The organism is Stenotrophomonas sp. YAU14A_MKIMI4_1 (genome assembly GCF_003086855.1).
Lineage (GTDB): Bacteria > Pseudomonadota > Gammaproteobacteria > Xanthomonadales > Xanthomonadaceae > Stenotrophomonas.
Window position 1 is genome coordinate 2,958,494 of the sequence record NZ_CP025998.1, and the last position, 25,536, is coordinate 2,984,029.

The window sequence follows — 25,536 nt, forward strand, 5'->3', positions numbered from 1 at the left end:
CCGCTCACGCCACCCGGGCGTCTGTGAGCGGTGCCGGCCGTGACTTACGCCGACTTCACCGAACCGGAGCCCGGGGTCAGCTTGGCGAGCACGGTTGCAGTGCCGCTGCCAGCGACAGCGATAGCCACCGCGCAGTTCTCCAGGTCGCCAGCATCGGCGCCGGCCACGATCAGCTGCCCGCCCTGGGCATCCCAGGTCAGGCCCGCGCCTGCAGCAATGTTGGCGCTGGCGAGCTTCGGCAGTTCGAACACACCTTCGATCTGGGCGCTCCCCTTGCTGCCGGCGGGGATATCCACCAGCGCGACGGCCAACAGCTGGCCGACGATGGATGCCTGGCCGCTGACCAGAGCGGAGGCCGCGACGATATCGATCACCGCACCCGGAAACTTGTAGTTCTTCGCCATGACGATGGTCCTCAGTTGGCGTCTTGCATGAATGAAGTAGGAGCCCGGGGCTGCGGCACAAATGCCGCAGCCAGGTAGGCGGTTACTCGCCCGGGTTGTAGGCTGCGCCGCGCCAGCCCACCGCACCCACGCCGTACTTGTGGACGACCTTCCAGCTGAGGCCATCAGTGCGGAAGTTGGTCTCCTGCTCCAGCACCGGCGTCTGCACGCCGTTGAGGAACGCGACTTCGATCACCGGCTCCACGTTCGGATCGGCGAAGCCGTACCAGCCCTTGCCGGTGCCAAGTCGCGGAGAGGTGATGATGTCGCTGAAAGTTGCGCGCGACGTGTTGTTGACCTGGAACTTGCCGGTCACGTCCGGGTCGTATTCGCTGTTGTTCACCAGGGTCGCGCGGCCATGCATGGCCACCGTGCCCAGGAAGCGCGACAGCGAGATGTCCAGGTAGTCGTTGCCACCCGGGTCCATCTGCAGCGCCATCAGCTGGCGCATGGCGTCGAAGGAATCGACCGAGACCGGAGCGCCAGCGGTGATGTTGCCGTGCTCGGCGTGGAACAGAGTGTTGCCGTCCTTCATGACCGGGCCCAGACCGCCGTTCTGCTTCAGAACGTCGTAGACATCCTTTTCAATCGTGCGGCCTGCGGCCTGGCCCAACGCCGTGGTGATGCGCACGAAAGCGCCGAGGTCATCGTTCACCAGCACTTCCGGGGTGATCTGCAGGATGCGGCCCTTGCGGGCGCCCTTGATGGTCTCGGCCTCGCCATCCCCCAGCACGCCGTTCTCATACTCGCCGGCTTCATTGACGGGCTTCAGGTCGGAGAACGAGGACAGGTGGTAGCGGCTGTGCGGACGGTAGTCGGACAGCGTGCCGGTCGCGCAGAAGCGGGTCCAGGTGAACTGCTGCAGGTTGTAGGCGCCAACCAGCACGCGGTGCAGCACGTTCTCCAGCAACACCGGGAAGTCGCTGGTGGTCTGCACCGCCAGAACGCGGCGAGCCATCTGTTCACGGTCCATGCCACGGGTGTTCACGCCGGCCTGGATCAGGGAGCGCTCGGCCAGCGCCATCAGCGTGGTGTGCGTGTAAGGGTTCCCGTTGCGGGCAGTCTCAGCCTCAGCACCAGTCAGCACGCCGGCACGGGCGAGCAGCGCATTGACTTGGGCGCGGCGCTGGTTGTCTTCCTCCGGCACCACGTCAGTGATGGTGGAGCTGAAGTTGCCAGCCAGCGGCTGCCCGCCGGCCGCCAGCCGCGCCAGCAGCTTGCCGCGAGCGACGTCCTCGGTGATCGCTGCATCGGCCAGGCACTCGGCCTCCAGCGCCTGGACGCCGCTGACCTCACGGAACCCTGCGAAGACGGTACGGATGGCGGTGTTGCGAGCCGAGATGGCCGCCATCACCTGCTCGACCGTCGCGCCCGCGGCCAGCGGGGCAGCAGCAACAGGAGCTGCTGCGACCGGCGGAACCGGACTGGCGGGTGCGGCCGGCGCCGGGGCGGCGGGGGCCGGTGCAGCCGGAGCGGTGCCCGCCTGCGCCATGATCAGTTGGCACTGCTGTTTCATGCTGGTTTCCTCAAGGTGGGCCACAACGGCCCGCTGGTGAACCTCGCGGAGCGAGGCAAAGGCTGAAGCGGTGGTGGTTGCCTGGATGTGCTTGCGCAGCTGGGCATGCACGGCGCCCTCGGTCCCGGAGATCGCACTCACATAGGACAGCAGAGCTGCTGCCGCGACGGAGTCCTCAGGCTCGGGCTGCGCGTCGGGAATGACTTCGCTGATCAGGCCCAGCGCCAGCGCCTCGGCTGCGGTAAGCCAGTGGTCCTTGCGATCGGTCAGCATCGTCTCGATGTCAGCCGGGTTCTTGGCGCGCCTCGAGTACGTCACCAGCATCTGGCGCCCATACACGTCGATCTGATCGGCCCGCTCACGCAGGTCGCCAGCGAAGCCCCAGCCACCGCCCTGCGGACCGTGCAGCATCAGCATCGTGTTCTCGTGCATACGACGGGAGCTGCCAGCCATGGCGATCAGGCTGGCGATGCTGGCGGCAACACCGTCCACGGTCACGTTGATCGTCGCCGGGTGCTGTTTCAGCGCGTTGTAGATGGCAAGTCCGTCGGTGACCACGCCGCCATCCGAGTTGATGCGAACGTTGATCACGCTCACAGTGGTGCCGGCCAGCTGTTCCACCACGCTGGCAGCAGTGACACCTTCGCCCCAGAAGTAGTCGCCGATTGGGCCGTAGATCAGCAGATCAGCCTCACCGCCACTGGTGGTGTTCAGCGCGAGGACCGATTTGCCCTTCGCCTCTGGCTGCATCGCCTCGATGTCAGCGGAGTCAAAGGCGAAGGTTGCGGCAAGTACGGCGCTGGCCAGCAGTGAATTCTTGCCTATGATCAGATGGTTCATTGCGTATCCTCGAAAGTGTTCGGCAGAGTGGTGCCGTCCGGCCGGGCTTGCGTAACGCCCGCATCGCTTACCTGGCCCGGATCACTGTCCAGAATGATTCCCAGGTCTCTGGCCCATTTGCGTTCGTTGCGGATCTCTTCCAGCGTGTCGTACATGCGCCCACCGCGCTCGCTGATGACCGACGTGAGCGAGCGAATTCCGGCGCGGATCATCATGCGAAGGCCGGTCGCTTCATGGACCGGGTTGATCCACGGCATCACCGGCGGCATGTACATCGCATCGGTAATCGTGGTCAGCGAGACGCCACTCGGAACAACCAGATCGCCAGAAGCAATTGCAGCCCGGATGAGGCGCTCGTAGATCGGCCGAACGATCTGCGAGATCACCTCATAGGCCAGAACACCGTATGCGCCGTACTGCTCAACCAGCTCCTGCCGCTGCGCGGAATAGGTGCCGTTGTAGTTCTTCGACAGCGACGAGAACGACACCCGCATGCCGCCGGCCACAGCACGCAGCTGCCCGTTGCGGTAGGTCTCCAGATTTGGGTTGGGGCGATTGGTGTCGACTGTGCCGACGCTCTCACCTTTCACCAGGTCGTCGAACACCATGCCCGGTTGGAACCGCATAGTCCTGCGTTCCGGCAACGTGTCGTTCTCGCCGTAGCTCTGCGCATCACCCTTGATGATGAAGGCAGCCATGCTGGCCGCGATCTTGGCGGCGACGCGCTCGGATTCCTCGTAGTCCTTCAGGTCATCCAAGCGGGTCAGGACTGACGCCAGCAGACTGACACCGCGTACCTGGCCGATGCGATCGACCATCTTGGCGTGGTGAACAAAGTCAGCGCTCACGCGCTTCACTTCCGGCATGACCGCGTTCGGGTCGCCGGGATGCTGTTTGTACAGGTGATACGCGATGGGGCGATTCCAGGCGTTTCGCTCCACGCCCTGCAGGATGTTCCGGCCGGGATCATTCAGATCCATCGGCAGAAGATCAGGCTCCATCATCTCGATGCTGTAGGGAACGACGGTGCCATGGTCGAGATACGGCACCGGCCCGATCAGATCCTGGTACAGCACCTCTCCGTCGCGGAACAGCGTCCGGGTCATCAGGCGCTGTGCCGCGCCGAAGTCATGGCACCAGGTGACCTCCGGCCGCTTCCAGAAGTCCCGCAGCAACGGCGTGATCTGATCGACCAGCGATTCCACGATGTTCCCGTTTACGTCGCGCGGCTGCGGCTCGATGCCGATGCCATCGCGACCGATCACGTTCTGGACCATCTGGTTGAAGCCGTTAACCACGATGTCGTGGTTACGGTCAAGGTGCCGCGCTTGGGTGCGGATGCGGGTCGCACCGCTGGCCACCGCCGTGTTGCCGGATCCAAATTCACGCGCGGCCTCACGCAGGCGACTGGGCGTGGCACCGTCGTAGGCGCTGCTGTAGGCCGCAATGCGCGCACGCGCCATTGCGCGCTTCGCGCCCCAGCTGGGCGCTACGGCAGCAATCGCACGGTCAAGGCGGTTCACTCACGCCCCCGGAAGTCTGCAAGCGCCACAGATACGCGGCTACCGCCTCGCGCCTGCATGCTCACCTTGGCCTCCCATTCGCGGCGGCCTGCGCGGATCTCCGCCAGATCCGCGCGATTCAACTGCCGCTCGCCCATGCGGAACGACTGTCCCTGCAGTACCGCAACTTCGGCGGCCAGGTACATTTCCAGCATGGTTTGAGCGGGCGTCGGCATGGAACTAGTTTGGAGACGGAGCCGTCTCAACCGTTACCAGCGAAGTGAGACGATCACCGCGCAGCGCCTCGCAGAATCAGTCACTTACAAGCCGGCCGTCTCAATCTTTGCCAGAACGTGAGACGGCCTTCGGATTCGTCAGCCGACTCTGGACGGCTTCGGCAGTCCACCCGGGAACATTCGATACAACGCGGCTCGCGATACACCGTGCCGGCGGCAGACCAGTCGCCAGTCCTGGCCTTCAGCCAGCTCCGCGCGAATCACCTCTACGCGTGAGCACGGCTTGTCCTGCCCGGCGGCCTTGGGGATGTGCAGGCGCTCACCACCGTACTCGGTCTGCAGAACGGTCATCACCGCCGTCGCGTAGGGCATGGCGTGTTCCTCGTTCAAACCTGTCTGCTCCACAATCCCCCGCACCACCAGCCGACGCAGCTGCTCAGCCGCGTCAATGTCACGCGAGTTGCTCATAGGCGGCTGCTCCATCCGCTCGACCCGAAGTCGTCGCGCGACGTTTCACGGGAATCGTACGCTACTCGCACGGGCGCCGGCGTGGGCTTCCGCTCGACCTGAGCGGACGGCAATGCATGCACGGCTGCCACTGTCGTCGCCGCGGTAACGTCCGCAGCAGGCGGAAGACTGAACAGATCGTTCTCAGGCTGCACTTGTTCCTCCAACTGATCCCACCACTTCGCCTTCTTTGGTCCCCACAGATCGAGCCGTTCCTCCAGCCATATCTCGTAGGTCAGGCAGTCTTTAACCTCGATCCGCTTGCGCGTTGCAGTCCACCTGGACTCGGACCCGCCCTTCATCCGGCGCGTCGCACGGATCTCGCCCGCCAGCTGCTTGAACCACTCCGGCGAGAGCTGATTGGAGAGATGCACGTAGCCAGGGCCCGGGGTGGCGACGTCCAGCCTCGACTGGAACCTGTCCTTCGCGAGGTTCGTACCCACGTGCCAGAGCACTGGCCCATGCTTCTCGATGCGGCCGTTGAAGCGATAGCTCACACGGCTGTTGCCATTGTCGATGGACCGTTCCTGGCCGCTGGCACCCTTGACGGCGTGCACGCGCAGCGCCTTCAGCTTGTGTGCGAAGGCATACACGGCGTCGGCATGGTGACCGCCCGAATCGATCGCGGTGGCATAGATCCGCTGCGCCCGGCCGCAGGCATGGCTGTACTCCTGCTCGCGCAGAAATGCCTCCGCCTCGTTCCAGACCTCCATCTGCGCTGGGTTACCGAAGAACACGCGGTGGTCGATGGTCCACATCTGTCCACCCCGCCCCACGCCCCATACGCCGGCCTCTAGCCGATTGTCCTGAGTATCCATGCCACACAGGAGCAGCAAACAGTCCCGCGGCATCGTCTTCAGCGGGAATGGTTCTGCCCTGTTCGCCAGCTCATCGGCATCGGTCCGCTCGACCTCACCCTCCCAGGTCTCGCCCCGAGTCGTGTTGGTCCACGCCTTCAATTTGCTGTCGTCACCTTCCTGGTGCTTGGCGTACGCCTCCAAGAACTCACGGACAATCTGCGGCCAGGCAACAGCCGGGCTGTACGCGGTCCAGATGTGAAGGGCCACATGCCGAGGGGCCGGGACCACTTGGCCATCCGGGGTAGTGAATCGTCCATCGGCGCGGAGCCAGATGTCACCGCGCGAGTTAACCCACTCTCCCTGCTCAGCGGCCAGCAGGTACTCAGCCTGCGTCATCGGGTAGGTGCAGTGCGGACAGAGGTGGTACACGTGAACGACGCCGCCATCCGCGTCGCGCTCGAATTTGAATCCGTGAGCTTCGTCCTTGCCGCCCCAGGTCAGCGCATGGAAGGCATCGCACTGCGGGCAGCGCACCTGGTAGGTGAATCGCTCATCCGCCTGGGAGTAGCGGGTGTCCACCAGGCTGAACCCCTTAAGCTTCGGGGTGCTTCCGGCCACCAGCTTGGGGAAGGTCGCGCCTTCCAGACGCTTGGCCGCCAGCGAGTCGGGCGCCCCCTCCTTCTCGATGTCGTTGTCGAAGGCATCAAGCTCATCGAGCAATGCGACATCCACGGAGATACGACGGTAGTTCTTCGCCGCCTTGCCGCCGCGCACGCGCAGCAACGAGCCGATGAACTTCTTCTGCTGCAGCGTGTTGTCTTTGTGCCGGGCTAGGTAGGCCGGAAATACAGCGCGCATGCATTCCACATCGCGCAGCATCGGCTCCAACTCTGACTTCACGAAATCGTCCGAGTCGTCGTCGGTGGGCTGCCAGATGCACTGGTTACGACGGCGGTGCTCTGCGTTGTAGCCAAGGAAGGCGAGCAGGATCTTGGTGTAGCCGACACGCGCCGACTTCTTCACCGAGACCTCAGCCACGTCATCGTTGCTGATCACCGCCATCATGCCTCGCTGGAACGGCCATGGAGTCCACTTCTGCTCGACGTAGCTCGATTCGGCGGAGAGATAGAAGTGCTCCCGAGCCCAGGTTTCCAGCGTGATCGGCTCTTGAACCGCCCAGGATGCGAGCCCGCGTTGGAGATGGCGCTCCACGGCCTGCAGCTGGCTCGCATCGATTCCACGAAGGAGCGTCATTCGCCTTGATCCTCGGCATCCACCGGCGTCACTGTGGCCGCGTCCTCATCTGCGTCATCATCGGCATCCACGTCAGCCAGGCGCATAGACGCGGCCAGATTCCGCGCCTTGGCGACGATCTGAGCCACGACCTCGACATCTGCTGCCTTCAACTGCGGAAGCCGGCGGCGCAGCGTGCCCGGGATCGTCTCAAGGATGCGACCCGCTCGCGCGCCAACCTTCGACAGCACCTGCTCCATGAGGTGCGCTGGCGCCAGCTCGCCCCGGGTCACAGCGTTTTGCATCGCCAAGCGGTCAGCCTGCTCACGCGCCAGCCGGGCCCGTTCGGCGGTCAGATCCTTACCCGCCTCGCCGCCTCGGCCCGCAGCCACCTCTCGCAGGTGGTCGCAGTAGGCAAGCAGCCACTCATCGCCGGCAGCACCATCTGCCAGTACGCCACGACGCACCAGGTCGCTGACAGCCTGCTGGGAAATGCCCACCAGGTCCCCGAAGGCACCCTGTTTCATCGGGCTGCTCAGATCAGAAACCACTACAACCCCCTTGGAAATGCTTCATGACTAGGCACAAATTGCGCGACCGAATACCCGTGGAATCTGAAGCTGGGGAGGACCCATCGACCTGCCCCCATCCCCCTGCCCCACCCGGCCTACCCACCACCCGATGATTCGCGTGGAACATGGTGGCCGTCCTGACCGTCCCGACCATCACAGCGAGGTCTGGACGCTCGGAACCCCTGGCGCTTCTAGGCTGTCCACACTGTCCATACCGTCCACACCTATTTATTTGGTTTGAGCAATTGAAAAGCTGGCTGATGTGTCGGTGCATTTACGCGCGCGAGGAAAGGTGTGGACGGTCGGGACAGCGCTGTCGCAGTAGGCGGCAGGTCTGGTCAGTGGTCTGGACGGGTGTGGACGAAGCCCGGTAGGTCTGGTCAGAAGTCAGGTCCACTACTGGCCTCCTGCACGGACCGCTGCGCTGACGCCAGCCAGTCATCAATCGTGAGGCCAGGCCTGAACCACCGCGGCTCTCGACCACCATCGGGCCAGCGCCTGCGCTGCTGCTCCCAGCCCAGCGTCTTCATGATGGCCGCCACCCGCATCTGCTCGGGCTTCCCGTGCTTTCCGGGGTCCAGTCCGATTGCGTACGTCAGCAGGTTGTCCGTGGTTGCCCAGTCGATCTGCGTCGCCATCGCCAAGCGTATCGGGTACTTGCTCGACTCCATCCGAACGTCGAGCCACTGCTCAACCCGCCCCTCCCAGCTGTCACCCACGTACCTGCTGGCCTGCTCTTCCTTCGCGTCAGCCGGCAGCTCCCACCACTCGAACCCAGCGTCGAACATGGTCACAGCCTCGGCCCACAGCTGGTCGCGCAGTGTCGCGATCTGTGCGATCTGCACGTCCCCGTCCGTTCGCACGGGGAGGAAGCGCCGGCCACCGGTAGGGTCGCGCAGGTACTGGTGCTCGTTTGTGGTGCCGGCGAACACGCACTCGCGGCGGTAGGACCGGGGCACACGCTCATACGGTGCGCGGAACTTGTCCACGCGCCTGGTGATGGCGGTCTTTACGCTGGTCACGTCCGCCTTCGAGAACGAGTCCATCTCGCCGATCTCGACACCCCACGCTCCTTGGATGACCTGGTAGAAGTCTTTGCTACTGGGGGATTCGCTGGTCTCGACAAACCATTCGCTGCCAAAGATCGCGCGCAGGGCGCTGGACTTCCGCTTACCCTGCTCACCTTCCAGCACCAGCATGAAGTCCACCTGCGCGCCCACGCTGGGCTGCTTGGTATCCACCCACAGGATGCGAGCCACGGCACTCACCATGAAGCACTGCGCTGCGCGCAGGCTATAGGCATTGTCCGCCGCGCCGAACAGCTCGACGAGCATTCGCTCGATGCGGGGCACCCCATCCCATTCCAAGGCGCGGAGATAGTCCTTGATTGGATGGCGGCGGTGCCGGCGTGCGACGGCGATGACCGCCTTCAACACCAGGTCATCGCTGCACTTCATCCAGTACCGGTCCGGGTGCTGCAGCCAGGCCGCCAGCTCGTAGGCATCAGAGTCGATGAACTCGTCCCGGCTGCCGCCCGTCCACGGCGGATCTCTGTGCAGCTTCACCTGATTGCTGGAATCGTTGAGCCACCACAGCCCCTTCAACCGATCATCGTTCTCCATGATCAGGATCAGGTTGTGCAGCGTCCCCTCGACGTTGCCGTCTCGATTCTTGGTGAGGTTCGACTTCCAGGCATCGGGATCTACCCCGCCATCGCCTGGCGGTGGCGCGCCGCCACCATCGATCACCGTCATCCTGCGCCTTGTCCCCACGCTCATTCCCGCATTGCCTTTTCGTAGCCCCGCGCTAGGCGCAGGTATTCTCTTGCCCGCTCCCGGCGCAAGCGCCTGGAGTGCTCATGTGGGTTTTCCAGTGCCGCCTCCGCCGCGAGCCGGTAGGCGCGGGCAAGCTTGGCGTTGGAGTGCAGCAGACGTTCTTCCAGCCTCCTGTCACGTGCCATTGGAAGCCACCACATCCAGTTCAATCACTCGGTTTGCCGCCCAGGCCGCAAGCTGTCGCGGTGACCAGCCATCGCGCTCCAGAGCATCTGCGATGTCCCATCCATTGGGCTGGCCCGTCACATCCACAAAGCGGATCGACTTGGCGCCTGCACGCTTCAGCAGCTGGGCAATTCCTGGCTTGAACTGCTCAGCGTCATTCCTCCACCCCAGCATTGCCTGCCGCCCGGGATTGTCGGCGTCAGGCCAGAGAACACAGTCCCGGCCAGCCAGAGGCGACCAGTCCGCTTTCGTGACGGCCTTGCCGCCCCCTGACCAACTGATCGCCGCGTATCCAGGGAACGCACGCGCCGCCACGTCCCGACACTTCTCTCCTTCCGCAATCAGCACCGGCGCTTCGGGCTTCGCGGCCAAGGCATCCAACCCATACAGCGGCCGCATACCAGGGAAGCTCTCAAGGCACCATTGCTTCTGGCCGTCGGGTCCGACGCACCAGGTCACCTGTGGTGTCCACTTCTTCAGCTTGCGGCTGTCACGGTCAACGAACTCACAGCGCAGCACGTAGCCAAGGATCTGTCCCTCCGCATTGCGGTAGGGAAACACCCTGGCTGGCTTCATTCGACGAAGCTTGTCGCGCTTGGCGTTCCAGATCGGCACCGTCCAGCCGCTGTCGGTCAGCAAAGCCGGCGCGTCATCCGGCACGGGCAGGATGGGCACCCACTTAACCCGCAACGACTCTTGGCTGGGACGCTTCTCTCGCTCAGCTGCAGCACCCAGCTGCCCGCCGGTGAGCTGAGAGCAGGCCTCAAGGAAGCCAACCTGCAGGTGCTGCACCAGGAAACCGATCACATCACCATGCGCGCCACAGCCAAAGCAGTGGTAGAAGCCCTTGACCTCATTGACCGTAAAGCTCGCCGATGACTCATCGTGGAAGGGGCACAGCCCGCTGTACTCGCCCCGCCCCGCAGGCCTGAGCTTGACGTAGCGACCGACCACTTCAGCGATGTCCGCAGACTGGCGAATTGCATCGGTGTCCACGTGGCTGTTTGCCATCAGCGACGCCTCCCGGCGGCGGCTTCGCGCCGCTCGATCATCAGCCACTGCACCCGCAGGTACTCAGCGATTAGCTGCCGACAGCCAACGCCGCCCGAACACACACCAGATGCCTGGCAGGCTTCTGGGATCTGCTCGATCTGCGCGCGCCACTGCTCCCGCGGCTGACGTGCGATCAGCAGGGCTTGGTCCAGACATCGATTCACACCCAACGGATACCTCCTTCATCGAGCTGGCGCTGGGCGCTGTCTCTACGTTCGGTTTCTTGGCGGATGCGCTCGCGCTCTGCCAATGCTTCTTCACCTACCAACCCGGGCACCGCATCGGTCAGCGCCAGGGCGGCCAGTTCCATTGCTTGCCGCGCAGATGCGCTGGCTATGCCACGCCGTCGATATCGGGATCGATGGGCGTGGTGGGTTGCCACGTCAGTCCTCCATCCCACGCTGACCAGCGGCACGGCAGGCGTTGCGCTCGAGTCGGTAGCAGAGCCTGCGCACGTCGCGCGAGAGGTCCTGGATTCGATCCGCCTCGGGGACGGTCAAGCGCTGGTCGGCGATTGCGTCGATACCCGCACCGGCCAGCGCGCCTGTCAGCTTATGCAGCTCCAGCAGCTTCGCCTGGATCGCGGCCAGCTCATTGGGCCAGCCACCCTCGGGCGGCGGTGGGACGTAGTCCACCATCAGGTCATACTGGCCTGCGAGCGAGCACACCCAGTCGGTGGCACTCTCCTGCGTGACCACGAACTGCTGGAGGTAGTCGGTCAGGATCTCGGCCATCTCCATGGAGATAGACTCACCATCGACGCCCCGCAGCTTCTTGCGCAGAGTTTCGGCCGAGATCGACTTGCCCCGGCGCTTGCTGATGTGTGCGGCGGCGTCCTGCAGGCCACCGGGGGCGCGGGCCACTGCGTTGTGCAGCGCGTCCCGCCAGTACAGGTCAGAGCGGCGGCAAGTCATGCTTCCCCCTGAAATGCGCTACCAATCATCGTGGGAAGGCCGGTAGCGGCCGGCGCAACATTGGCCCCATGGCAGAGATCATCAGCTTCCCGCAGCGCATGCGTTTCACCGCGATCCGAACCTACGACGCTGAATCCGGCATCGGTGGCGTAGTCGCGGTCCTCTTCGCCCCGGCGCGCCAGGCTCATGAATGTAGGCCGATTCATGCTGTCTCAGCCGGCCAGATGTCAGGGCGGATTGCAGCTAGAGCCAAAGGCTCGCACCCAAGCTCGCCGCCGATCTCGACCGACGCCAGCTGAATCTTTCTCGCCAGGATCGGACTCGGCTTCTTGTTCCTCCATCCGGTCGCGCACTGCCACAGGTATCCCTCGGAACTGCCGGTCAAGGCAGCGAGGCGCCGCTTACGTTCGGGGTCCGAAATGAAGGTGAGTAGGTCCATAGGGCCAGTATTTAGCCCGGAGCTAAACCGCAATGTCAAGCCCTCAGCGCAACTACATGGTTTAGCTACTAGCTACGCTTCCGTTATGGACGCCATTACCGCCAGACATCTCAACCTCCAAGCCCTGGTCGCCACGCTCAAGCCCCAGCTGGGCACCCAAAAGGCGATCGCCATACATCTGGATATGGCGCCCTCTTATCTGAACCAGCTGCTGAGCGGAAAGAAGCTAGGCGACGATGTCGCGCGAAAGATTGAACGCGCTGCAGGGTTGTCCCATGGGTGGTTGGATCAGCTCAGGTCAGAAGACGCTTCTGTGGACGTTGGTTCTCAGGATCTGCGAATCGACCCTGAGATCATCGCCTCCGCGATCAGGCTCGTCAGGCTCACATTCGCCAACCTTGGGATCGATGACTTCAGCAATGAAGAGGACGGTACTCCCCTGGCTTATGCCTACGAGTACTTGTACAGCCGAGGCGAGGCAACGGTGACTCCTGACAACCTGATTGATTTCAGCAAGGCGCTTGCGCAAAGGCTCAGGGAGAAGGATGGCGAATCAGAAGAAGGAGCCCCCAGCCGCGGGGACACTCGAAGCATTGGCACAGGTGATCGCTCAGCGCGTCGCAAGGCGTGATGGGCAGAAACCCAAGCTGCGCGTGGTCTCACCGCCCAAACCTTCAAGTATCGACAACGTAACGCGGGACAGCATTCTCCGCCGCATACGCTGGCTTCGAGATCACTACAACCTTGGCTGCTTGATCGACCAAGCAACGTTCAACACGCCTGGCATCGACTGCCTTGAGAACGATGAGCTGGTGCAACTGCATCGTGAAATGGAGGCTGCCAGGGAATGCTGTATGGAAGGCGTCCCCTTAGACGAAGCGGGCTTCATCAGAGACGTTTCCATTCAGGACGTTTGAAGTAACAAGTGGGCGCACACTGCGCCCACTTCATTCACTTGCCGCCGGCTGAGTACTTCTCCCGCGTGGCGCGCTCGCGCTCAGTGCGAGCATCACCACAGCGCCTTCTGGCATCTGCCATCCGGCTGTCGGCCGAAATCCTGTCCGCCATCTGGGCCTGCTGCAGGCTCGCTATCTGAGAACGTATTCCGGAAGCATACGTAGCGCCTGCCAAGTTGTTCGTTGCGCCAGCAAGCTGCCTGTTCAAGAACGCAATTTGGCGTGACAAGTCTTGACTGCGCGCGTTAACCGGACCGTAGATGCGGCCTTGCTCAGAGGAAAGACAGTTCCGTTCGGCGATGCCAGCATCTGCCAGCTCAGTCGTCTGGTAGACGGCAGCGCGATTGGCCGCTTCGCCCGCACTCTCAGTTGACGCACGGTTGGAGCGCAGCTTCAGTGGGGTCGCGCCTGCGGAACACGGGTCTTGCGAGTAAACCGTCTCGCCGTTCGCCCCCTTGCACTTGAAGACCTCAGCCGAAGCCCCAGCCGACACCGCAAGCCCAACCAGTACCACCATCACCTTGCCGAACATTCCGGCCTCCCTGGCCCCCTGTATGCCTGGGAATTATCACGGGTGCGCTGCGCCTTTTCAGCCCCTTAGACCAAATTTAGCTGATGGCTATTGCATTGAGAATTTAGCTGTGGGATAAATTGCTCCGCCGGCACCCCACCGGCGGGCGACCAGCGGGTCGCCAAGCGGCCCGGACCTCCCCTCCCTGCCGCTGCCGCTCCCCACGGCTAATGACCCGCTGGCGCCCTCTCTCAAACAGGAGCGCGCCATGTCTCATCGCCACGCCGATCCGAGCCCCACCCTGCTGCCGCAACTGGCCGTAAAAGCCCTGCTGGCGCTGGCGGCCCGCGATCACAGCACCGCCCGGACCCTGTGGACCCGCAGCAAGGGCGAGCACAGCCGCAACCAGCTGCGCCGCTCGCGCCGCATGGGCGTTGCGAGCCTGCGCTTGGAAGCGTGCTCTCGGGATATGTCGGCCGAGGTGCGGGCATGAGCCGGCGAATCCGGGCGGCTTGGCTGGCCGTAGCGTTGTTGGCAGCAGCTGTGGTGCCGCTGCGCATCGCTGAAATCTACGGCGCACATGCCGAGCGCGATGCTGGAAAAGCTCGCTGGGCAGCCAGTAGTTCGGTGAGGGGCTGACCTTGCGCCAGACCTCCCGTCCGCTGCCTGCATCGGTTCCCTCCTGTGGCCACAGCCATCGCCCCCAGATTGTCACCACGAGCGGCGCGCCAACCGGGCATCGCCTGGGCACTGCCTGCCCGGACCTGGTGCACATCGAGTGCCACCGCTGCGGCATGGCCACCCGGCCGGTTCCGTGCGACCGCGCCGCACTGGCCGAGCTGCGCTGGACCGACAGCACCTTGGCCCACTACCGCATCCCGATCTCCCACCTCGCCCGCCACCGCGGCGAAGTGCTGGCCGAACTCGCCTCAACCACCCCTTCCACCTCCATCGCAGCCTGACCAGGAGACCCGCCATGGCCGCCGCACTCAAGCCGAAAGAACGCGCCGCGCTGCTGGCAGCGCATTCCGCTTCGGACCACGCACTGCATCGCACCCGCGCGGGCTTCGCGCCCAACAACCGCCCGGACAAGGTGTTCACCCGCCGCGTCATGAACTGGTTGGATGAGCGAGTCCTGGTGCGCTTCGACGACCCGGAGCTTCCCCGCACGGCCACATTGACCGCCGCCGGCCTTGCCGTTGCCGAGGCAGAGATTGCCAAGGCCCGTGATCTGGCGCTCTCCGCATGAGCGCCACAGCAACCCTTCCGGTCGAACAACAGTTCGCCACAGGCCACCAGGGCGAATCGCTGGTGCTGATGGTGTGCCAGGGCTGGATCTGGGCCGGGCTCTACACCGCCGCGCCGCGCGAATCGCTCACGAAGCTCGCCGCCAGCGCCAGCCGGAGCGTGGGGGTATCGCACAACTCGCTGCGCCTGGGCGGCACGACCTTCCCCCTCAACCGTCTGGCCGCTCAGGCCGCACACCGCTGGCTCGACCGGCAGGGAGTGCGCGTCCGGTCGATCTCCCCCAACCACCGCGCTACGCGCAGCACGAAAGGAATCCAAGCATGAGCCGCTCTGTCGTGATCTATGGGCCGCAACGCTGCGGCAAAACCGCCAACGCGCAGGAGCTGCGCGAATACTTCGGCATGAGGAACGTGCTGGACGATTGGGACGGACACACCGCCTACCCCTTGGACGACACGCTGGTGCTGACCAACAACGCTGATGCGGTGGCGCATCAGTCATCGCGGGTGCTGCACCTGGGCAGCGCAATGCGCCAGATGGTTGCTGGAGCGCGCGCATGAGCACTTCCCCTCAGCGCATCGGCCGCGCCGACCTGGTGCGGAAAGCGCTCGCGCAGTTCCCGAACGGAGCGACGATCCAGCAGCTGAAGGTCATCGGCCGCATCAACGCGTCAAGCCATGCTCTCAGCCACACGTTGACCGGTTTGGCACGCAGCGGCCACGCCATCTGCGCTCGCTCCGGCCGCACCGGCATCTGGCGCCTCGCCCCTCACGTTCAACACGCGATCGCCCCGCTGCGCGCGGCCGAGCCAGGGGAGCAGCGGACGTTTCGTGCCCTGGTCACGGCGCTTTCCGAAAACGGGCGCGCGAGTGATGCGTCGACCACCGTGCGGCACAAGGACTACGAACGCGAACAGCTGGCCGCGGATCTCGCCGCTTTCCACGCCAAAGGTGGGGTTATCGAGGAGCTGGGTACCACGCCGCTGCGCCCCACGCTGAGCCGCCATGCCGCCAACCACAGCGGATACATGGACCGCTTGCCCGGCCAAGGCGCGGAGTGATGTCGATGAGCGCCCCTTCCACAGATCGCACCACCGACGCAGCCACGGCCCGGAAAATCCTGTATGCGCAGGGTCCTGTCCATCGTGCATTCGGCCAATCTCGCGCTGCATACCACGTGCTGTGCAGACGCTCGCTTCAGTCGATGCCCGAGGACTGGCAAAAGCGTTTCGTCAGCCTCATTGGTGAGGCAAGAGCCTACCTGCCGGCCAGTGCTTTTCCTGAGTACCAGGTGATTCGCATCGACGACGGGAGGTACGTGGCAGACCCACACCGACGCTATCGAAGCGCCGGCCCGATGCCCCCTCTCCCGGCTGCCGCCATGGCAGAGAACCAGACGGAACCGCTTGCGGGCGCGTTCGTCAACACCGACACCGACTACTAGCAGGCACACCCATGACCGTGACCCAACAGACGAATCAGCTCCCCATCGCCTACGCGTGCCCTGTGCTGCGGGATGCCGTCCGCACACTGGAAGCAATCGCCGTTGAGGCGGTTTGGCTCCCCAATGCTGCAAAGGCCGTCCCTCTGGCACAGGCCTCCACCGCATTGCTCGACCTGTATGCCCGACTGCCCCGTGTGCAGGATCTGCGCATGTTCGAGGCACCCGTTGCCGCCTGGTACGCCTCGCTCCGAAGCAGCTTCCAGGAAGGCGACACGCCGCTCTGCGATATCACCAAGGCCCGGCTGGCGCAGGCCGCGCAGCTGCTGCAGCTGGTGCGCGGCCAGAACGGCACCGGCATCGATCCGGCAGACCCTTGGCGAGGGCTGTATGAACCAGCCCGGCTGCCGGCGCGAGACAGCCACGGCGAAATCCTGTGCCACCCGGACGTGCCCGCGTGGGCGGACGGTCGCGAGGCGTCGCTGCGGCCACTGTTTTATGCCCAAGGATTCGAACTGTTCGTGGTGGAGGCCGAATTCGAGGACGAATCCCTCGGCGCCGGCGTGTACGCCAGCACCCAGCAGATGCTCGACTGGAACCCGGAAGCCCCGGGCGCCGACTGGCGCTTGGTATGGCTGGGCGAAACGGAGGATGGCCTGGCTGCGTGGTTCGTGCGGCCCTTGGCTATCGCCGCCCTCGAAGCGATGGGGGAACAGGAATGAATACCTCAATGGCAGACGGCGCACACGACCGCCTTGTAGCACAAGTCGGCGAGGCCCTGTTCGATCAACCGGGGATGACCCTCACCGAGATTGCCAACCAACTGCGCGAGATGCGCGGCATCGGGCCGGCACTTCTCCTGCATGGCGAGGACCAAGAGCATGGCTGACGGCTCCCGCTCTTTCAACTTCCCCGCCCCGCAGCGCTCCCGCCTGCGCCCAGGCGAAATCGTGGTTGACCTGTTCGCCGGCGGCGGCGGCGCCAGCGAGGGGCTTAAGCAGGCCCTGGGCATCGATCCCGCTCTGGCCTACAACCACGACGAACTGGCCATCGGCATGCATGCCGCGAACCACCCGCTCACCAAGCACCATCGCGAGGATATCTGGCATGCCGACCCGCGCGTCGATGTGGCCGGCCGCCCCATCGGCTGGTTCCATGCCTCCCCGGACTGCACGCATTTCAGTCAGGCCAAGGGCGGCCAGCCGCGCAGCCGGAAGACCCGCGCCCTATCGTGGGTGGTGTTGAAGTGGGTTGGCCAACTGATGCGCGCTGATCGCCTGCATGGCACCAACACCGCGCCGCGCATCATCTCCATGGAGAACGTCTGGCAGATCCTCACCTGGGGTCCGCTGGTGGCGAAACGCTGCAAGGCCACCGGCCGCGTCATCAAGATGGACGGCGCCGTTGCAGAGCGCGGCGAGCAGGTGCCGGTCGAGAACCAGCAGCTGGTGCCGGACAAGCGCCACAGCGGTCGCACCTGGCAGCAGTTCGTGGCCGCGCTGTGTGCGCTGGGGTATGCCGTCGAATGGCGCAAGCTGGTGGCCAGCGACTACGGCGCCGGCACCAGCCGCGAGCGCCTGTTCCTGCTCGCCCGCCGCGACGGTGAGGCCATCGTGTGGCCGGAGGCCAGCCACGGCCCGGCGCCGGGCCAGACGCCGCGCGTCACCGCCGCCGACTGCCTGGATTTCTCCATCCCCTGCCCGTCCATCTTCACCCGTGCCCGGCCGCTGGCCGACGCCACCATGCGCCGCATCGCCAAGGGCGTCATGCGCCACGTCATCGACTCGGCCGATCCCTTCATTGTGCCGGTGACCCACCAGGGCGCTGACCGCGTCCACGGCGTGCGCGATCCGTTGCGCACCATCACCGCAGCTAACCGCGGCGAGCTGATGCTGGCTGCGCCAGAACTGGCGCCGTTCCTCACCGAGCACGCCAATGCCAGCCGCCAGCGAACGATGGCGGCCGACGAGCCGCTGCCCACGGTCTGCGCCGGGGTGAAGGGTGGCCACTTCTCCGTGGTAGCGCCGACGCTGGTGCAGACCGGGTACGGCGAGCGCGAGGGACAGGCTCCGCGTGCGCTCGACCTGCAGCAGCCGCTGGGCACGGTGGTTGCCGGAGGCGTGAAGCATGCTGTGGCAGCAGCCCACCTAGTGAAGTTCCGTGCCGACAGCATCGGTACGCCAGCCACCGAGCCGGTGCCGACCATCACCTCTGGTGCTGGTGCAGCGCGTCCGGCCGGCGCCGCGCACGCTCTTGGTGTGGCCGCGGCCTCTCTGGTCACCCTGCGGCGGAACATGGTCGGCGCGGACGTGCGCACGCCGCTGACCACCGTTGCTGCTCAGGCCGAACACCACGCTGTCTCTAGCGCCTTCATGGTTCAGGCGGCACACGGCGAAGGCAAGCCAGGCGGCGTCCAGCGCTGGGGCAACGGCAGCAAGGATGCGCGCGCTCCCGTTGGCACGGTCACCGCCAGCGGCAATGGCGGGCACGCCATCGCCGAGGCCGAACTGGCCCAGCTTTCGCCCGATCAGGAGGCAGGCGCCCTACGCGTGGCAGCCTTCCTGGTGAAGTACTACGGCAGCGGCATCGCGGTCGATCTGCACGATCCGGTGGACACCATCACTACCAAGGACCGTCTGGCGCTGGTCACCGTCCACATCCACGGTGTGCCGCACGTGATCGTGGATATCGGCCTGCGCATGCTCAAGCCGCACGAGCTGTACCGCGCTCAGGGCTTCCCGGTCGGCTACATCATCGATCGCACTGCCAACGGGACGCCGCTCAGCACCAGCGCCGCAGTGCGTATGGTGGGCAACAGCGTCAGCCCTCCGCCGCTGCGCGCATTGGCTGAGGCCAATCTGGATCGTGTTCCAGCTGACATTGCGGTGGCCGCGTAATGAACGCCGCTCAGGCCAAGCACACAGCTCTGACCCAACTCGCCTGTTCGCGTGACCTCTCCCAATTAATCCGCGAATCCTTAGCCACTCACCGAAAGAGGACAACATGCAACTGATGACAGCCGAGCGGTGGCTTGAACGCTACTTCGAAGAAGGTAGCCGCCCATCTATGCAGGTGTTGCAGCGACTGCTGCGCGAGGGCAAGCTGCCCGGCCGCAAGGTTGGCGGCACCTGGTTCATTGATGAACACGAATGGCTCGCGTGCGGTGATGAGCTGGTAGAGCGTGTGCTGAAAGCTGCGTGAGCGCAGAGCGATCTAGTCAGGCGTTCTGCAATCGATGGCTGCACGGAAAGCCTCGTTCAACCTTTCGTACTGGCGCTTGCTTTCCAACTGAGCACGAGCGTTCGCGTCAGCCAAGTCAATGTGCTTCTGGGCATCAAGCGATGCACCAATCGTCATTCCAACCATAAGCACTAAGCCCGACACAACGCCTGCCACACCGCCCCACACAGGGACAGCCCATGGGCGCTGCGTGAGCTTTTCCACGAGAGTCATTGCCTGGAACATCGGGAGAAGTAGAGCAAGCCCGACAACGACAATTTTAGCCACACGGTCCCAACCGTGAAGGAGGTTGCCTACATCCTCACCAAAAATCCATTTTCCAACAGCAAACGAAAGACCCAACCCTACGATCACGCCGGTCATTTCGCTCAGCGTTTCAGCTTTGATCTGTGGCATTCCAGTCCTTGGGTAGTGAGTTTTTGTCTGAGAAACCGTGCCACAAGAAACCATCCGTTGGTCAAGTAACCACTTCCTATGACGCCCAGAGCACGAAGTAAATCACGCGAGAATTGGCCAAGCAATCTATACCCCAACCGGGGCGGATTCAAATACCGGCACCCGGTCACGAAGAAAGAAACGTGGATGGGGACCGACCAGGCCCGCGCGTTCGCCGCAGCGAAGAAGCTAAACGCCCTGCTGACGCCGACCGACGACCTGGTGGCCCGGGTCATATCGCCCAGCGAGACGGTGTCAGATGCGATTGTCGTGTTCCGCCGCGATGACGTGCCCGGCAGGAAGTGGGCGCCGAAGACGGCCGAGGTCTACGAAAGCGTGATTCGACGCATCGAGGCCGGGCTGGGTTCGAAGGCAGTGGCCGACGTGACGGTGAAGGTGTGCGCCACCTTCATCCGCGAGGTGACCGAATCCGACCGCGCGCGCCAGCAGTTCCGGCTGGTGCTGGGCTGGATCCTTGCCTGCGCCGTGGAGGAAGGCTGGATAGACACCAACCCCGCGCTGGCGACTCGCCGGTTCCAGCACGAACGTAAGCGCGTGCGCCTGACGCTGGACGTGTACCGGGCCATATGGGACCAGGCCGCGCCCTGGCTGCGCAACGCTATGGACTTGTCGCTGGTGACGCTGCTGCGGCGCGAGGACGTGGTGACGGTAAAGTTCGCCGACGTGCGCGACGGCCACCTGTGGGTGGTGCCATCGAAAACCGAGGGCTCGACGAACGTTCGCCTACAGATCGCCGTGGCTGGCCCACTGCTCGACCTGCTGGCCAGGTGCCGCGATGACGTGGTATCGCCGTTCGTAATCCATCGCCTGCCGGAGAAGGCCAGGCCCAGCGACATGCGGGCGAAGGATCGTGCACACCACACACAGGTGCTGCCTGAGCAGCTGTCGCGCGCGTTCGCGAAGGCCCGCGATGCCGCCGGCGTTGGCGGTGACTCTCCGCCCACCTTCCACGAAATCCGGAGCCTGGGCGGCGCGTTGCTGCGCGACGCAGGATGGAGCACGGAACGGATTCAAGCGCTGATGGGCCACGGCAATGCGTCGATGACCGAGCACTATTTGGGTGGCCACGAAGCACCATGGCAGCCGGTCACCACAGGCATTGCGCTGCCCCGATAGGGTGGCAACAGGGTGGTAATAGGGTGCACAACGAAAAAGGGCCTGCACCGTATGGCGCAAGCCCTTGTTCTATTTCAGCATTTGGTCGGGACGGCCGGATTCGAACCGACGACCCTCTGCCCCCCAGGCAGATGCGCTACCAGGCTGCGCTACGCCCCGACTGATGCTGCAATGTGCCCGCCTGTGTGGCGGGCCGTGAAGTATAGCGGATTACTTGGAAAAAAGGTTCAGCGTCGCAGCAGTTGCAGCACTTCTTCCAGTTCCATCCGCACCTGCTTGATGATCTGGTTGCTCAGCGCCGATTCCTCGCGCGCATCCGGACCGTCCAGGCGCAGGCGCGCGCCGCCGATGGTGTAACCCTGTTCGTACAGCAGGCTGCGGATCTGCCGCACCATCAGCACGTCGTGGCGCTGGTAGTAGCGGCGGTTGCCACGGCGCTTGGCCGGCTCAAGGCTGGGGAATTCGGTTTCCCAGTAGCGCAGCACGTGCGGCTTGACGTCGCACAGCTCGCTTACTTCACCAATGGTGAAGTAGCGCTTGGCCGGGATCGGCGGAAGTTCGCGGTTACTGCCCGGATCCAGCATAAGCTTCCACCCTCTCCTTGAGCTTCTGGCCCGGACGGAAGGTGACCACCGTACGGGCGGAAATGGGAATTTCCTCGCCGGTCTTGGGGTTGCGACCCGGGCGCTGGCTCTTGCGCCGCAGATCGAAATTACCGAAGCCCGACAGCTTCACCTGACGTCCCTGTTCCAATGCTTCACGCAGCACATCGAAAAACGCGTCGACGAATTCCTTGGCTTCCCGCTTGTTCAGACCGACTTCGTCGAACAACTTTTCCGCCATCTCCGCCTTGGTCAATGCCATTGCCTGCTACCCCCGAGTGCTGCCCGCTCAGCCGCGGATCCGGGCGTGATGTTCACGCTCGATGGCAGTGACCGCCTCGGCCACCACCGCTTCCACGTCGCGGTCCGTCAGAGTGCGCGACTTGTCCTGCAAAATCAAGCCCATAGCGAGACTCTTGAACCCCGGCTCGACCCCCTGCCCGACGTAACGGTCGAACAGGTTCAGCTCGCGCAGCAGCGGCCCGGCGGCCTGGCGGATGGTGGCAGCCAGGTCGCTCCAGGCCACCTGTTCAGGCACCAGGAACGCCAGGTCGCGGCGCACCGCCGGGAACCGCGACAGCTCGCCGGCCCGCGGCAGTGCACGGGCACTGAGCGGCTCCAGGTCCAGCTCGAACGCATAGACATCCACTTCGATGTCCATGGCCTTGGCCAGGCGCGGGTGGATCTGGCCGATCCAGCCGATCGCCACGCCGTCGCGATGGATCTCGGCCGAACGGGCCGGATGGCCGAACGGGCGCTGTGACGGACGGAATTCGAGCACCGCGCCGCTGGCGGCCGCCAGCGATTCCAGGTCGCCCTTCAGATCATGGAAGTCGACCTTGCGGGTCGGCAGGCCCCACTGCACGGCCTGCGCATCGCCACACACGGCGGCGGCCACGCGCGGGGTTTCCAGCGGGGCCGGCTGGCCTTCGCCGGTCTGCTGGGCGAACACCCGGCCGACTTCGAACAGGCGGACGCGACCCAGCTGGCGGGCGGCATTGCGGCCCAGGGTGGCGACCAGGCCCGGCAGCAGCGCCGGGCGCATCACCGCCAGCTCGGCCGACAGCGGGTTGGCCAGCGGCACCAGGCTCTCGCGCAGCTGCCACTGGGTCAGCAGGGCATCGTCGACGAAGGCGAAATTCAGGGTTTCCTGCAGGTCGCGGGCGATCAGCTGGCGGCGCACGCTCAGCACGTCCAGCTGGGTCTCGGTCGGCATGGCCACGCGTGCAGCACCGCCCGGCAGGGTGGTCGGAATCTGCTCGTAACCGTGGATACGGGCCAGTTCCTCGATCAGGTCTTCTTCGATGGCGATGTCGAAGCGGCGGCTCGGCGCGGTCACCTGCCAGCCTTCGCCGGCCGCGGTCACGCCCATGCCCAGCGCGCGCAGGATGCGCTCGACTTCGGCGTCTTCAATGGTGATGCCCAGCACGCGGGTGATGCGTGCGCGGCGCAGGGTGATCGTTGCCGCCTGCGGCAGGTCCGCCTGGTTGACTGCCTCGGTGACCGGTGCCGGGGTACCGCCGGCCAGATCCAGCACCAGACGGGTGGCGTACTCGATGGCGGTGCGCGGCAGTGCCGGGTCCACGCCACGTTCGAAACGGTGACCGGCATCGGTGTGCAGGCCCAGCTTGCGGCCGCGGCCCATGATGGCGGCCGGGGCGAAGTGCGCGGCCTCCAGGAACACCGCGGTGGTGTCGTCGGTCACGCGGGTGTCGAAGCCGCCCATCAGGCCGGCCAGGCCGACCGCGCGGTCAGCATCGGTCACCACCAGGAAGCTGTCGTCCAGCACCGCATCGCGGCCATCGAGCAGCTTGATCGTTTCATTGGCGCGCGAACGGCGCACGCCGATGCTGCCCTGCAGGGTGCCCAGGTCGTAGGCATGCATCGGCTGGCCCAGTTCCAGCATCACGTACTGGGTGATGTCGACCAGCAGCGACACCGGGCGCACGCCACTGCGGCGCAGGCGCTCGGCCATCCACAGCGGGGTCTTGGCGGCGGCATTCACGCCTTCGATCACGCGGCCCAGGTAGCGCGGCGCTTCAGCGCCGGCAGCAAGGGTGATGGCGAGTTCGCGGCTGCCAACCGGGGCAATCGCCTCGGCGGCGAACGCCAGCACTTCGCTGCGGGTGGCGGCGGCCACGTCGTAGGCGATGCCGCGCACGCTGAAGCAGTCGGCGCGGTTGGGGGTCAGCTTGATCTCGATGCTGGCGTCCGGCAGGCCCAGGTACTCGACCAGGGTCTGGCCGACCGGCGCGTCATCGGGCAGTTCCAGCAGGCCCGAGGCATCGTTGTCCAGGCCCAGTTCCTTGGCCGAGCACAGCATGCCGTTGGATTCCACGCCGCGCAGCTTGGCCGGCTTGATCTTCAGGTCACCGATCTGCGCGCCGACCATCGCCAGCGGCGCAACCAGGCCCGGGCGCGCGTTGGGCGCACCGCAGACGATCTGCAGCAGCTCGCCCTGCCCCGCATCGACCTTGCACACCTGCAGGCGATCGGCTTCGGGATGGCGCACGGCCTCGACGATGCGTGCCACGACCACGTGCTGCAGACCGTTGCCGAGCGCGGTCACCTCTTCCACTTCCAGACCGATGGCGGTCAGCACCGCGCTCAGTTCATCGCGCGAGGCGGAGGTCGGGACGTGGCTGCGCAGCCAGTTTTCGGAGAATTTCATGGTGTCACCCTGTTGGGCCCGGCGCATGCGCCTGGGCCTGCGAATTTAGGAGCAGTCGATTCAGGAACAGTCGAGCAAGCTCGACTCTACGGGCCGGCGCTTACGCGAACTGTTTCAGGAACCGCACGTCGTTTTCGAAGAACGCGCGCAGATCGTTCACGCCATAGCGCAGCATCGCAAAGCGCTCCACGCCCAGACCGAAGGCGAAGCCGGTGTAGCGTTCCGGATCGATGCCCACGTTGCGCAGCACGTTCGGGTGCACCATGCCGCAGCCCAGCACTTCCAGCCAGCGGGTGCTGCCGTCGGGCTGCTGCCAGGCGATATCCACTTCCGCGCCCGGTTCCACGAACGGGAAGTAGCTGGGGCGGAAACGCATTTCGAAATCGCGCTCGAAGAACGCGCGCACGAACTCGGCCAGCGTGCCCTTCAGGTCGGCGAAGTTCGAATGCTCGTCCACCAGCAGGCCTTCCACCTGGTGGAACATCGGCGAATGGGTCTGGTCGCTGTCGCTGCGGTACACCTTGCCGGCGGCGATCATGCGCAGCGGCGGCTGGTGCTGGCCCATGTAACGCACCTGCACACCGGAGGTATGCGTGCGCAGCAGGCGGCCGTCACCGAAGTAGAAGGTGTCGTGCATGGCGCGCGCCGGATGGTGCGGCGGGAAGTTCAGCGCTTCGAAGTTGTGCCAGTCGTCCTCGATTTCCGGCCCTTCGGACAGCTCGTAGCCCAGCCGGCCGAAAATGCCGGTGATGCGCTCCAGGGTGCGGGTGATCGGGTGCAGGCCGGCACGGTCGCCGTTGCGGCCCGGCAGGGTGATGTCGATGGCTTCGGCGGCCAGGCGCGCATCCAGTGCGGCGTTCTCCAGCACGGCCTTGCGCTCGCCCAGCGCGCTGGACAGCGCGTCACGGGCCTGGTTGATGGCTTCACCGGCGGCCTTGCGCTCTTCGGCCGGCAGGGTGCCCAGCTGCTTCAGCTGCGCAGTGATGCTGCCACTCTTGCCGAGCAGGGCCACGCGCAGCTGTTCCAGCACGTCGGGGCTCTGTGCGGCGGCCACGTCGGCCAGCGCCTGGGTGGTGAGGGATTGGATGTCGCTCATGGGGGGCCGGAACTCCAGTCGGTCTGCCATCGCGATGCGCGAAGGGCCGACCCCTGTCGCCACCGCCGGTCCCCGCAACGCGCGCCTGCGGCATTGCCGGAACCCAAAAAAGAATGGGGAAGGACTTGCGCCCTTCCCCATGCAT

Annotated in this window: 32 protein-coding genes and 1 tRNA gene; 14 read left to right on the plus strand and 19 right to left on the minus strand. The window is 65.0% G+C overall.

Features of this window, described 5'->3' with window-relative positions:
- Window positions 1-44: 44 nt before the first annotated feature.
- The 12 genes from C1931_RS13600 to C1931_RS20330 all read right to left on the minus strand — a co-directional run bounded on the left by C1931_RS13600 (window position 45) and on the right by C1931_RS20330 (window position 11,804).
- Complete coding sequence (locus tag C1931_RS13600; protein ID WP_159095502.1) at window positions 45-404, minus strand: capsid cement protein; 360 nt, start codon at window positions 402-404, stop codon at window positions 45-47.
- An 82-nt stretch (window positions 405-486) separates the two neighbouring features.
- Window positions 487-2,799: a ClpP-like prohead protease/major capsid protein fusion protein gene (locus C1931_RS13605; protein WP_234412821.1), complete on the minus strand. Its 2,313-nt coding sequence runs from the start codon at window positions 2,797-2,799 to the stop codon at window positions 487-489.
- Window positions 2,796-4,322 carry a phage portal protein gene (locus C1931_RS13610; protein WP_159095503.1) on the minus strand — a complete coding sequence of 509 codons (1,527 nt, stop codon included), beginning with the start codon at window positions 4,320-4,322 and terminating at the stop codon, window positions 2,796-2,798. Before C1931_RS13610 ends, C1931_RS13605 begins: the two co-directional genes overlap by 4 nt.
- Window positions 4,319-4,537 carry a primosomal replication protein PriB/PriC domain protein gene (locus C1931_RS13615; RefSeq protein ID WP_108756745.1) on the minus strand — a complete coding sequence of 73 codons (219 nt, stop codon included), beginning with the start codon at window positions 4,535-4,537 and terminating at the stop codon, window positions 4,319-4,321. Before C1931_RS13615 ends, C1931_RS13610 begins: the two co-directional genes overlap by 4 nt.
- A gap of 138 nt (window positions 4,538-4,675) precedes the next feature.
- Window positions 4,676-5,005, minus strand: a complete 330-nt coding sequence (locus C1931_RS13620) for a hypothetical protein (RefSeq protein WP_159095504.1) — start codon at window positions 5,003-5,005, stop codon at window positions 4,676-4,678.
- The gene (locus C1931_RS13625; RefSeq protein ID WP_108756747.1) at window positions 5,002-7,098 is read right to left on the minus strand and encodes a terminase gpA endonuclease subunit; all 2,097 of its coding nucleotides are present in this window, start codon (window positions 7,096-7,098) and stop codon (window positions 5,002-5,004) included. Before C1931_RS13625 ends, C1931_RS13620 begins: the two co-directional genes overlap by 4 nt.
- On the minus strand, window positions 7,095-7,604 hold the full coding sequence (locus C1931_RS13630; protein ID WP_108756748.1) for a terminase small subunit: 510 nt from the start codon (window positions 7,602-7,604) through the stop codon (window positions 7,095-7,097). The genes C1931_RS13625 and C1931_RS13630 overlap by 4 nt, the downstream gene beginning before the upstream one ends.
- A gap of 425 nt (window positions 7,605-8,029) precedes the next feature.
- On the minus strand, window positions 8,030-9,403 hold the full coding sequence (locus tag C1931_RS13635; protein ID WP_234412822.1) for a VapE domain-containing protein: 1,374 nt from the start codon (window positions 9,401-9,403) through the stop codon (window positions 8,030-8,032).
- Window positions 9,404-9,598: 195 nt separating this feature from the next.
- On the minus strand, window positions 9,599-10,660 hold the full coding sequence (locus C1931_RS13640; RefSeq protein ID WP_108756750.1) for a CHC2 zinc finger domain-containing protein: 1,062 nt from the start codon (window positions 10,658-10,660) through the stop codon (window positions 9,599-9,601).
- A 202-nt stretch (window positions 10,661-10,862) separates the two neighbouring features.
- Complete coding sequence (locus tag C1931_RS13650) at window positions 10,863-11,012, minus strand: hypothetical protein (RefSeq protein WP_197611267.1); 150 nt, start codon at window positions 11,010-11,012, stop codon at window positions 10,863-10,865.
- A 73-nt stretch (window positions 11,013-11,085) separates the two neighbouring features.
- Window positions 11,086-11,616 carry a hypothetical protein gene (locus tag C1931_RS13655; RefSeq protein ID WP_108756753.1) on the minus strand — a complete coding sequence of 177 codons (531 nt, stop codon included), beginning with the start codon at window positions 11,614-11,616 and terminating at the stop codon, window positions 11,086-11,088.
- Window positions 11,613-11,804, minus strand: a complete 192-nt coding sequence (locus tag C1931_RS20330; protein ID WP_159095505.1) for a hypothetical protein — start codon at window positions 11,802-11,804, stop codon at window positions 11,613-11,615. Before C1931_RS20330 ends, C1931_RS13655 begins: the two co-directional genes overlap by 4 nt.
- 336 nt (window positions 11,805-12,140) lie before the next feature.
- Here C1931_RS20330 and C1931_RS13660 point away from each other — a divergent pair, with 336 nt between their 5' ends.
- On the plus strand, window positions 12,141-12,686 hold the full coding sequence (locus C1931_RS13660; protein WP_234412823.1) for a hypothetical protein: 546 nt from the start codon (window positions 12,141-12,143) through the stop codon (window positions 12,684-12,686).
- Window positions 12,658-12,972, plus strand: a complete 315-nt coding sequence (locus tag C1931_RS13665) for a hypothetical protein (RefSeq protein WP_234412824.1) — start codon at window positions 12,658-12,660, stop codon at window positions 12,970-12,972. Before C1931_RS13660 ends, C1931_RS13665 begins: the two co-directional genes overlap by 29 nt.
- Window positions 12,973-13,006: 34 nt before the next feature.
- Here the strand turns inward: C1931_RS13665 and C1931_RS13670 are convergent, their stop codons facing one another.
- Complete coding sequence (locus tag C1931_RS13670; RefSeq protein WP_108756756.1) at window positions 13,007-13,543, minus strand: DUF4124 domain-containing protein; 537 nt, start codon at window positions 13,541-13,543, stop codon at window positions 13,007-13,009.
- A 247-nt stretch (window positions 13,544-13,790) separates the two neighbouring features.
- Here C1931_RS13670 and C1931_RS13675 point away from each other — a divergent pair, with 247 nt between their 5' ends.
- From C1931_RS13675 to C1931_RS13720, 11 genes are all read left to right on the plus strand, one after another.
- Window positions 13,791-14,015: a hypothetical protein gene (locus C1931_RS13675; protein WP_108756757.1), complete on the plus strand. Its 225-nt coding sequence runs from the start codon at window positions 13,791-13,793 to the stop codon at window positions 14,013-14,015.
- A gap of 148 nt (window positions 14,016-14,163) precedes the next feature.
- Window positions 14,164-14,484 carry a hypothetical protein gene (locus tag C1931_RS13680; RefSeq protein ID WP_234412825.1) on the plus strand — a complete coding sequence of 107 codons (321 nt, stop codon included), beginning with the start codon at window positions 14,164-14,166 and terminating at the stop codon, window positions 14,482-14,484.
- A gap of 14 nt (window positions 14,485-14,498) precedes the next feature.
- Window positions 14,499-14,771 carry a hypothetical protein gene (locus tag C1931_RS13685; RefSeq protein ID WP_108756759.1) on the plus strand — a complete coding sequence of 91 codons (273 nt, stop codon included), beginning with the start codon at window positions 14,499-14,501 and terminating at the stop codon, window positions 14,769-14,771.
- Window positions 14,768-15,094 carry a hypothetical protein gene (locus C1931_RS13690; protein ID WP_108756760.1) on the plus strand — a complete coding sequence of 109 codons (327 nt, stop codon included), beginning with the start codon at window positions 14,768-14,770 and terminating at the stop codon, window positions 15,092-15,094. The genes C1931_RS13685 and C1931_RS13690 overlap by 4 nt, the downstream gene beginning before the upstream one ends.
- Window positions 15,091-15,330: a hypothetical protein gene (locus C1931_RS13695; RefSeq protein WP_108756761.1), complete on the plus strand. Its 240-nt coding sequence runs from the start codon at window positions 15,091-15,093 to the stop codon at window positions 15,328-15,330. Before C1931_RS13690 ends, C1931_RS13695 begins: the two co-directional genes overlap by 4 nt.
- On the plus strand, window positions 15,327-15,830 hold the full coding sequence (locus C1931_RS13700; protein ID WP_108756762.1) for a hypothetical protein: 504 nt from the start codon (window positions 15,327-15,329) through the stop codon (window positions 15,828-15,830). The genes C1931_RS13695 and C1931_RS13700 overlap by 4 nt, the downstream gene beginning before the upstream one ends.
- A 5-nt stretch (window positions 15,831-15,835) precedes the next feature.
- Complete coding sequence (locus tag C1931_RS13705; RefSeq protein WP_108757769.1) at window positions 15,836-16,213, plus strand: hypothetical protein; 378 nt, start codon at window positions 15,836-15,838, stop codon at window positions 16,211-16,213.
- An 11-nt stretch (window positions 16,214-16,224) separates the two neighbouring features.
- Window positions 16,225-16,932 (plus strand): hypothetical protein, encoded by a 708-nt coding sequence (locus C1931_RS13710; RefSeq protein WP_108756763.1) that lies wholly within the window; start codon window positions 16,225-16,227, stop codon window positions 16,930-16,932.
- The gene (locus tag C1931_RS20335) at window positions 16,929-17,099 is read left to right on the plus strand and encodes a hypothetical protein (RefSeq protein ID WP_159095506.1); all 171 of its coding nucleotides are present in this window, start codon (window positions 16,929-16,931) and stop codon (window positions 17,097-17,099) included. Before C1931_RS13710 ends, C1931_RS20335 begins: the two co-directional genes overlap by 4 nt.
- The gene (locus C1931_RS13715; protein WP_108756764.1) at window positions 17,092-19,107 is read left to right on the plus strand and encodes a DNA cytosine methyltransferase; all 2,016 of its coding nucleotides are present in this window, start codon (window positions 17,092-17,094) and stop codon (window positions 19,105-19,107) included. The genes C1931_RS20335 and C1931_RS13715 overlap by 8 nt, the downstream gene beginning before the upstream one ends.
- Before the next feature lie 106 nt (window positions 19,108-19,213).
- Window positions 19,214-19,411, plus strand: coding sequence for a hypothetical protein (locus C1931_RS13720; RefSeq protein ID WP_108756765.1), 198 nt, complete (start codon window positions 19,214-19,216; stop codon window positions 19,409-19,411).
- A 12-nt stretch (window positions 19,412-19,423) separates the two neighbouring features.
- Here the strand turns inward: C1931_RS13720 and C1931_RS13725 are convergent, their stop codons facing one another.
- On the minus strand, window positions 19,424-19,846 hold the full coding sequence (locus C1931_RS13725; protein ID WP_108756766.1) for a hypothetical protein: 423 nt from the start codon (window positions 19,844-19,846) through the stop codon (window positions 19,424-19,426).
- 78 nt (window positions 19,847-19,924) lie between these two features.
- Between C1931_RS13725 and C1931_RS13730 the strand changes: the two genes are divergently transcribed.
- Window positions 19,925-21,022 (plus strand): tyrosine-type recombinase/integrase, encoded by a 1,098-nt coding sequence (locus C1931_RS13730; RefSeq protein WP_108756767.1) that lies wholly within the window; start codon window positions 19,925-19,927, stop codon window positions 21,020-21,022.
- Between the two features lie 82 nt (window positions 21,023-21,104).
- Here the strand turns inward: C1931_RS13730 and C1931_RS13735 are convergent.
- From C1931_RS13735 to pheS, 5 genes are all read right to left on the minus strand, one after another.
- Window positions 21,105-21,181: transfer RNA gene (locus C1931_RS13735), tRNA-Pro, on the minus strand.
- 68 nt (window positions 21,182-21,249) lie between these two features.
- Window positions 21,250-21,606: a MerR family transcriptional regulator gene (locus tag C1931_RS13740; protein ID WP_005410431.1), complete on the minus strand. Its 357-nt coding sequence runs from the start codon at window positions 21,604-21,606 to the stop codon at window positions 21,250-21,252.
- Window positions 21,587-21,886, minus strand: coding sequence for an integration host factor subunit alpha (locus C1931_RS13745; protein WP_108750195.1), 300 nt, complete (start codon window positions 21,884-21,886; stop codon window positions 21,587-21,589). Before C1931_RS13745 ends, C1931_RS13740 begins: the two co-directional genes overlap by 20 nt.
- Window positions 21,887-21,913: 27 nt before the next feature.
- A complete protein-coding gene (gene pheT / locus C1931_RS13750; RefSeq protein WP_108757770.1) occupies window positions 21,914-24,295 on the minus strand; it encodes a phenylalanine--tRNA ligase subunit beta in 2,382 nt (793 codons plus the stop codon).
- A gap of 100 nt (window positions 24,296-24,395) precedes the next feature.
- Window positions 24,396-25,391: a phenylalanine--tRNA ligase subunit alpha gene (gene pheS / locus C1931_RS13755; protein WP_108756768.1), complete on the minus strand. Its 996-nt coding sequence runs from the start codon at window positions 25,389-25,391 to the stop codon at window positions 24,396-24,398.
- Window positions 25,392-25,536 lie beyond the last annotated feature (145 nt).

What these genes read in the sequence shown, in the direction of transcription:
- C1931_RS13685 (WP_108756759.1), top strand. Translation starts at nt 14,499, where the DNA reads ATGGCCGCCGCACTCAAGCCGAAAGAACGCGCCGCGCTGCTGGCAGCG.
- C1931_RS13615 (WP_108756745.1), bottom strand. Translation starts at nt 4,537, where the DNA reads ATGCCGACGCCCGCTCAAACCATGCTGGAAATGTACCTGGCCGCCGAA.
- C1931_RS13635 (WP_234412822.1), bottom strand. Translation starts at nt 9,403, where the DNA reads ATGACGGTGATCGATGGTGGCGGCGCGCCACCGCCAGGCGATGGCGGG.
- C1931_RS13660 (WP_234412823.1), top strand. Translation starts at nt 12,141, where the DNA reads ATGGACGCCATTACCGCCAGACATCTCAACCTCCAAGCCCTGGTCGCC.
- C1931_RS13700 (WP_108756762.1), top strand. Translation starts at nt 15,327, where the DNA reads ATGAGCACTTCCCCTCAGCGCATCGGCCGCGCCGACCTGGTGCGGAAA.
- C1931_RS13715 (WP_108756764.1), top strand. Translation starts at nt 17,092, where the DNA reads ATGGCTGACGGCTCCCGCTCTTTCAACTTCCCCGCCCCGCAGCGCTCC.
- C1931_RS13705 (WP_108757769.1), top strand. Translation starts at nt 15,836, where the DNA reads ATGAGCGCCCCTTCCACAGATCGCACCACCGACGCAGCCACGGCCCGG.
- C1931_RS13670 (WP_108756756.1), bottom strand. Translation starts at nt 13,543, where the DNA reads ATGTTCGGCAAGGTGATGGTGGTACTGGTTGGGCTTGCGGTGTCGGCT.
- C1931_RS13650 (WP_197611267.1), bottom strand. Translation starts at nt 11,012, where the DNA reads ATGGAACTGGCCGCCCTGGCGCTGACCGATGCGGTGCCCGGGTTGGTA.
- C1931_RS13675 (WP_108756757.1), top strand. Translation starts at nt 13,791, where the DNA reads ATGTCTCATCGCCACGCCGATCCGAGCCCCACCCTGCTGCCGCAACTG.
- C1931_RS20335 (WP_159095506.1), top strand. Translation starts at nt 16,929, where the DNA reads ATGAATACCTCAATGGCAGACGGCGCACACGACCGCCTTGTAGCACAA.
- C1931_RS13695 (WP_108756761.1), top strand. Translation starts at nt 15,091, where the DNA reads ATGAGCCGCTCTGTCGTGATCTATGGGCCGCAACGCTGCGGCAAAACC.
- C1931_RS13605 (WP_234412821.1), bottom strand. Translation starts at nt 2,799, where the DNA reads ATGAACCATCTGATCATAGGCAAGAATTCACTGCTGGCCAGCGCCGTA.
- C1931_RS13625 (WP_108756747.1), bottom strand. Translation starts at nt 7,098, where the DNA reads ATGACGCTCCTTCGTGGAATCGATGCGAGCCAGCTGCAGGCCGTGGAG.
- C1931_RS13690 (WP_108756760.1), top strand. Translation starts at nt 14,768, where the DNA reads ATGAGCGCCACAGCAACCCTTCCGGTCGAACAACAGTTCGCCACAGGC.
- C1931_RS13730 (WP_108756767.1), top strand. Translation starts at nt 19,925, where the DNA reads ATGACGCCCAGAGCACGAAGTAAATCACGCGAGAATTGGCCAAGCAAT.
- C1931_RS13745 (WP_108750195.1), bottom strand. Translation starts at nt 21,886, where the DNA reads ATGGCATTGACCAAGGCGGAGATGGCGGAAAAGTTGTTCGACGAAGTC.
- C1931_RS13740 (WP_005410431.1), bottom strand. Translation starts at nt 21,606, where the DNA reads ATGCTGGATCCGGGCAGTAACCGCGAACTTCCGCCGATCCCGGCCAAG.
- C1931_RS13640 (WP_108756750.1), bottom strand. Translation starts at nt 10,660, where the DNA reads ATGGCAAACAGCCACGTGGACACCGATGCAATTCGCCAGTCTGCGGAC.
- C1931_RS13720 (WP_108756765.1), top strand. Translation starts at nt 19,214, where the DNA reads ATGCAACTGATGACAGCCGAGCGGTGGCTTGAACGCTACTTCGAAGAA.
- C1931_RS13630 (WP_108756748.1), bottom strand. Translation starts at nt 7,604, where the DNA reads ATGAAACAGGGTGCCTTCGGGGACCTGGTGGGCATTTCCCAGCAGGCT.
- C1931_RS13725 (WP_108756766.1), bottom strand. Translation starts at nt 19,846, where the DNA reads ATGCCACAGATCAAAGCTGAAACGCTGAGCGAAATGACCGGCGTGATC.
- C1931_RS20330 (WP_159095505.1), bottom strand. Translation starts at nt 11,804, where the DNA reads ATGAGCCTGGCGCGCCGGGGCGAAGAGGACCGCGACTACGCCACCGAT.
- pheT (WP_108757770.1), bottom strand. Translation starts at nt 24,295, where the DNA reads ATGAAATTCTCCGAAAACTGGCTGCGCAGCCACGTCCCGACCTCCGCC.
- C1931_RS13600 (WP_159095502.1), bottom strand. Translation starts at nt 404, where the DNA reads ATGGCGAAGAACTACAAGTTTCCGGGTGCGGTGATCGATATCGTCGCG.
- C1931_RS13620 (WP_159095504.1), bottom strand. Translation starts at nt 5,005, where the DNA reads ATGAGCAACTCGCGTGACATTGACGCGGCTGAGCAGCTGCGTCGGCTG.
- C1931_RS13655 (WP_108756753.1), bottom strand. Translation starts at nt 11,616, where the DNA reads ATGACTTGCCGCCGCTCTGACCTGTACTGGCGGGACGCGCTGCACAAC.
- pheS (WP_108756768.1), bottom strand. Translation starts at nt 25,391, where the DNA reads ATGAGCGACATCCAATCCCTCACCACCCAGGCGCTGGCCGACGTGGCC.
- C1931_RS13710 (WP_108756763.1), top strand. Translation starts at nt 16,225, where the DNA reads ATGACCGTGACCCAACAGACGAATCAGCTCCCCATCGCCTACGCGTGC.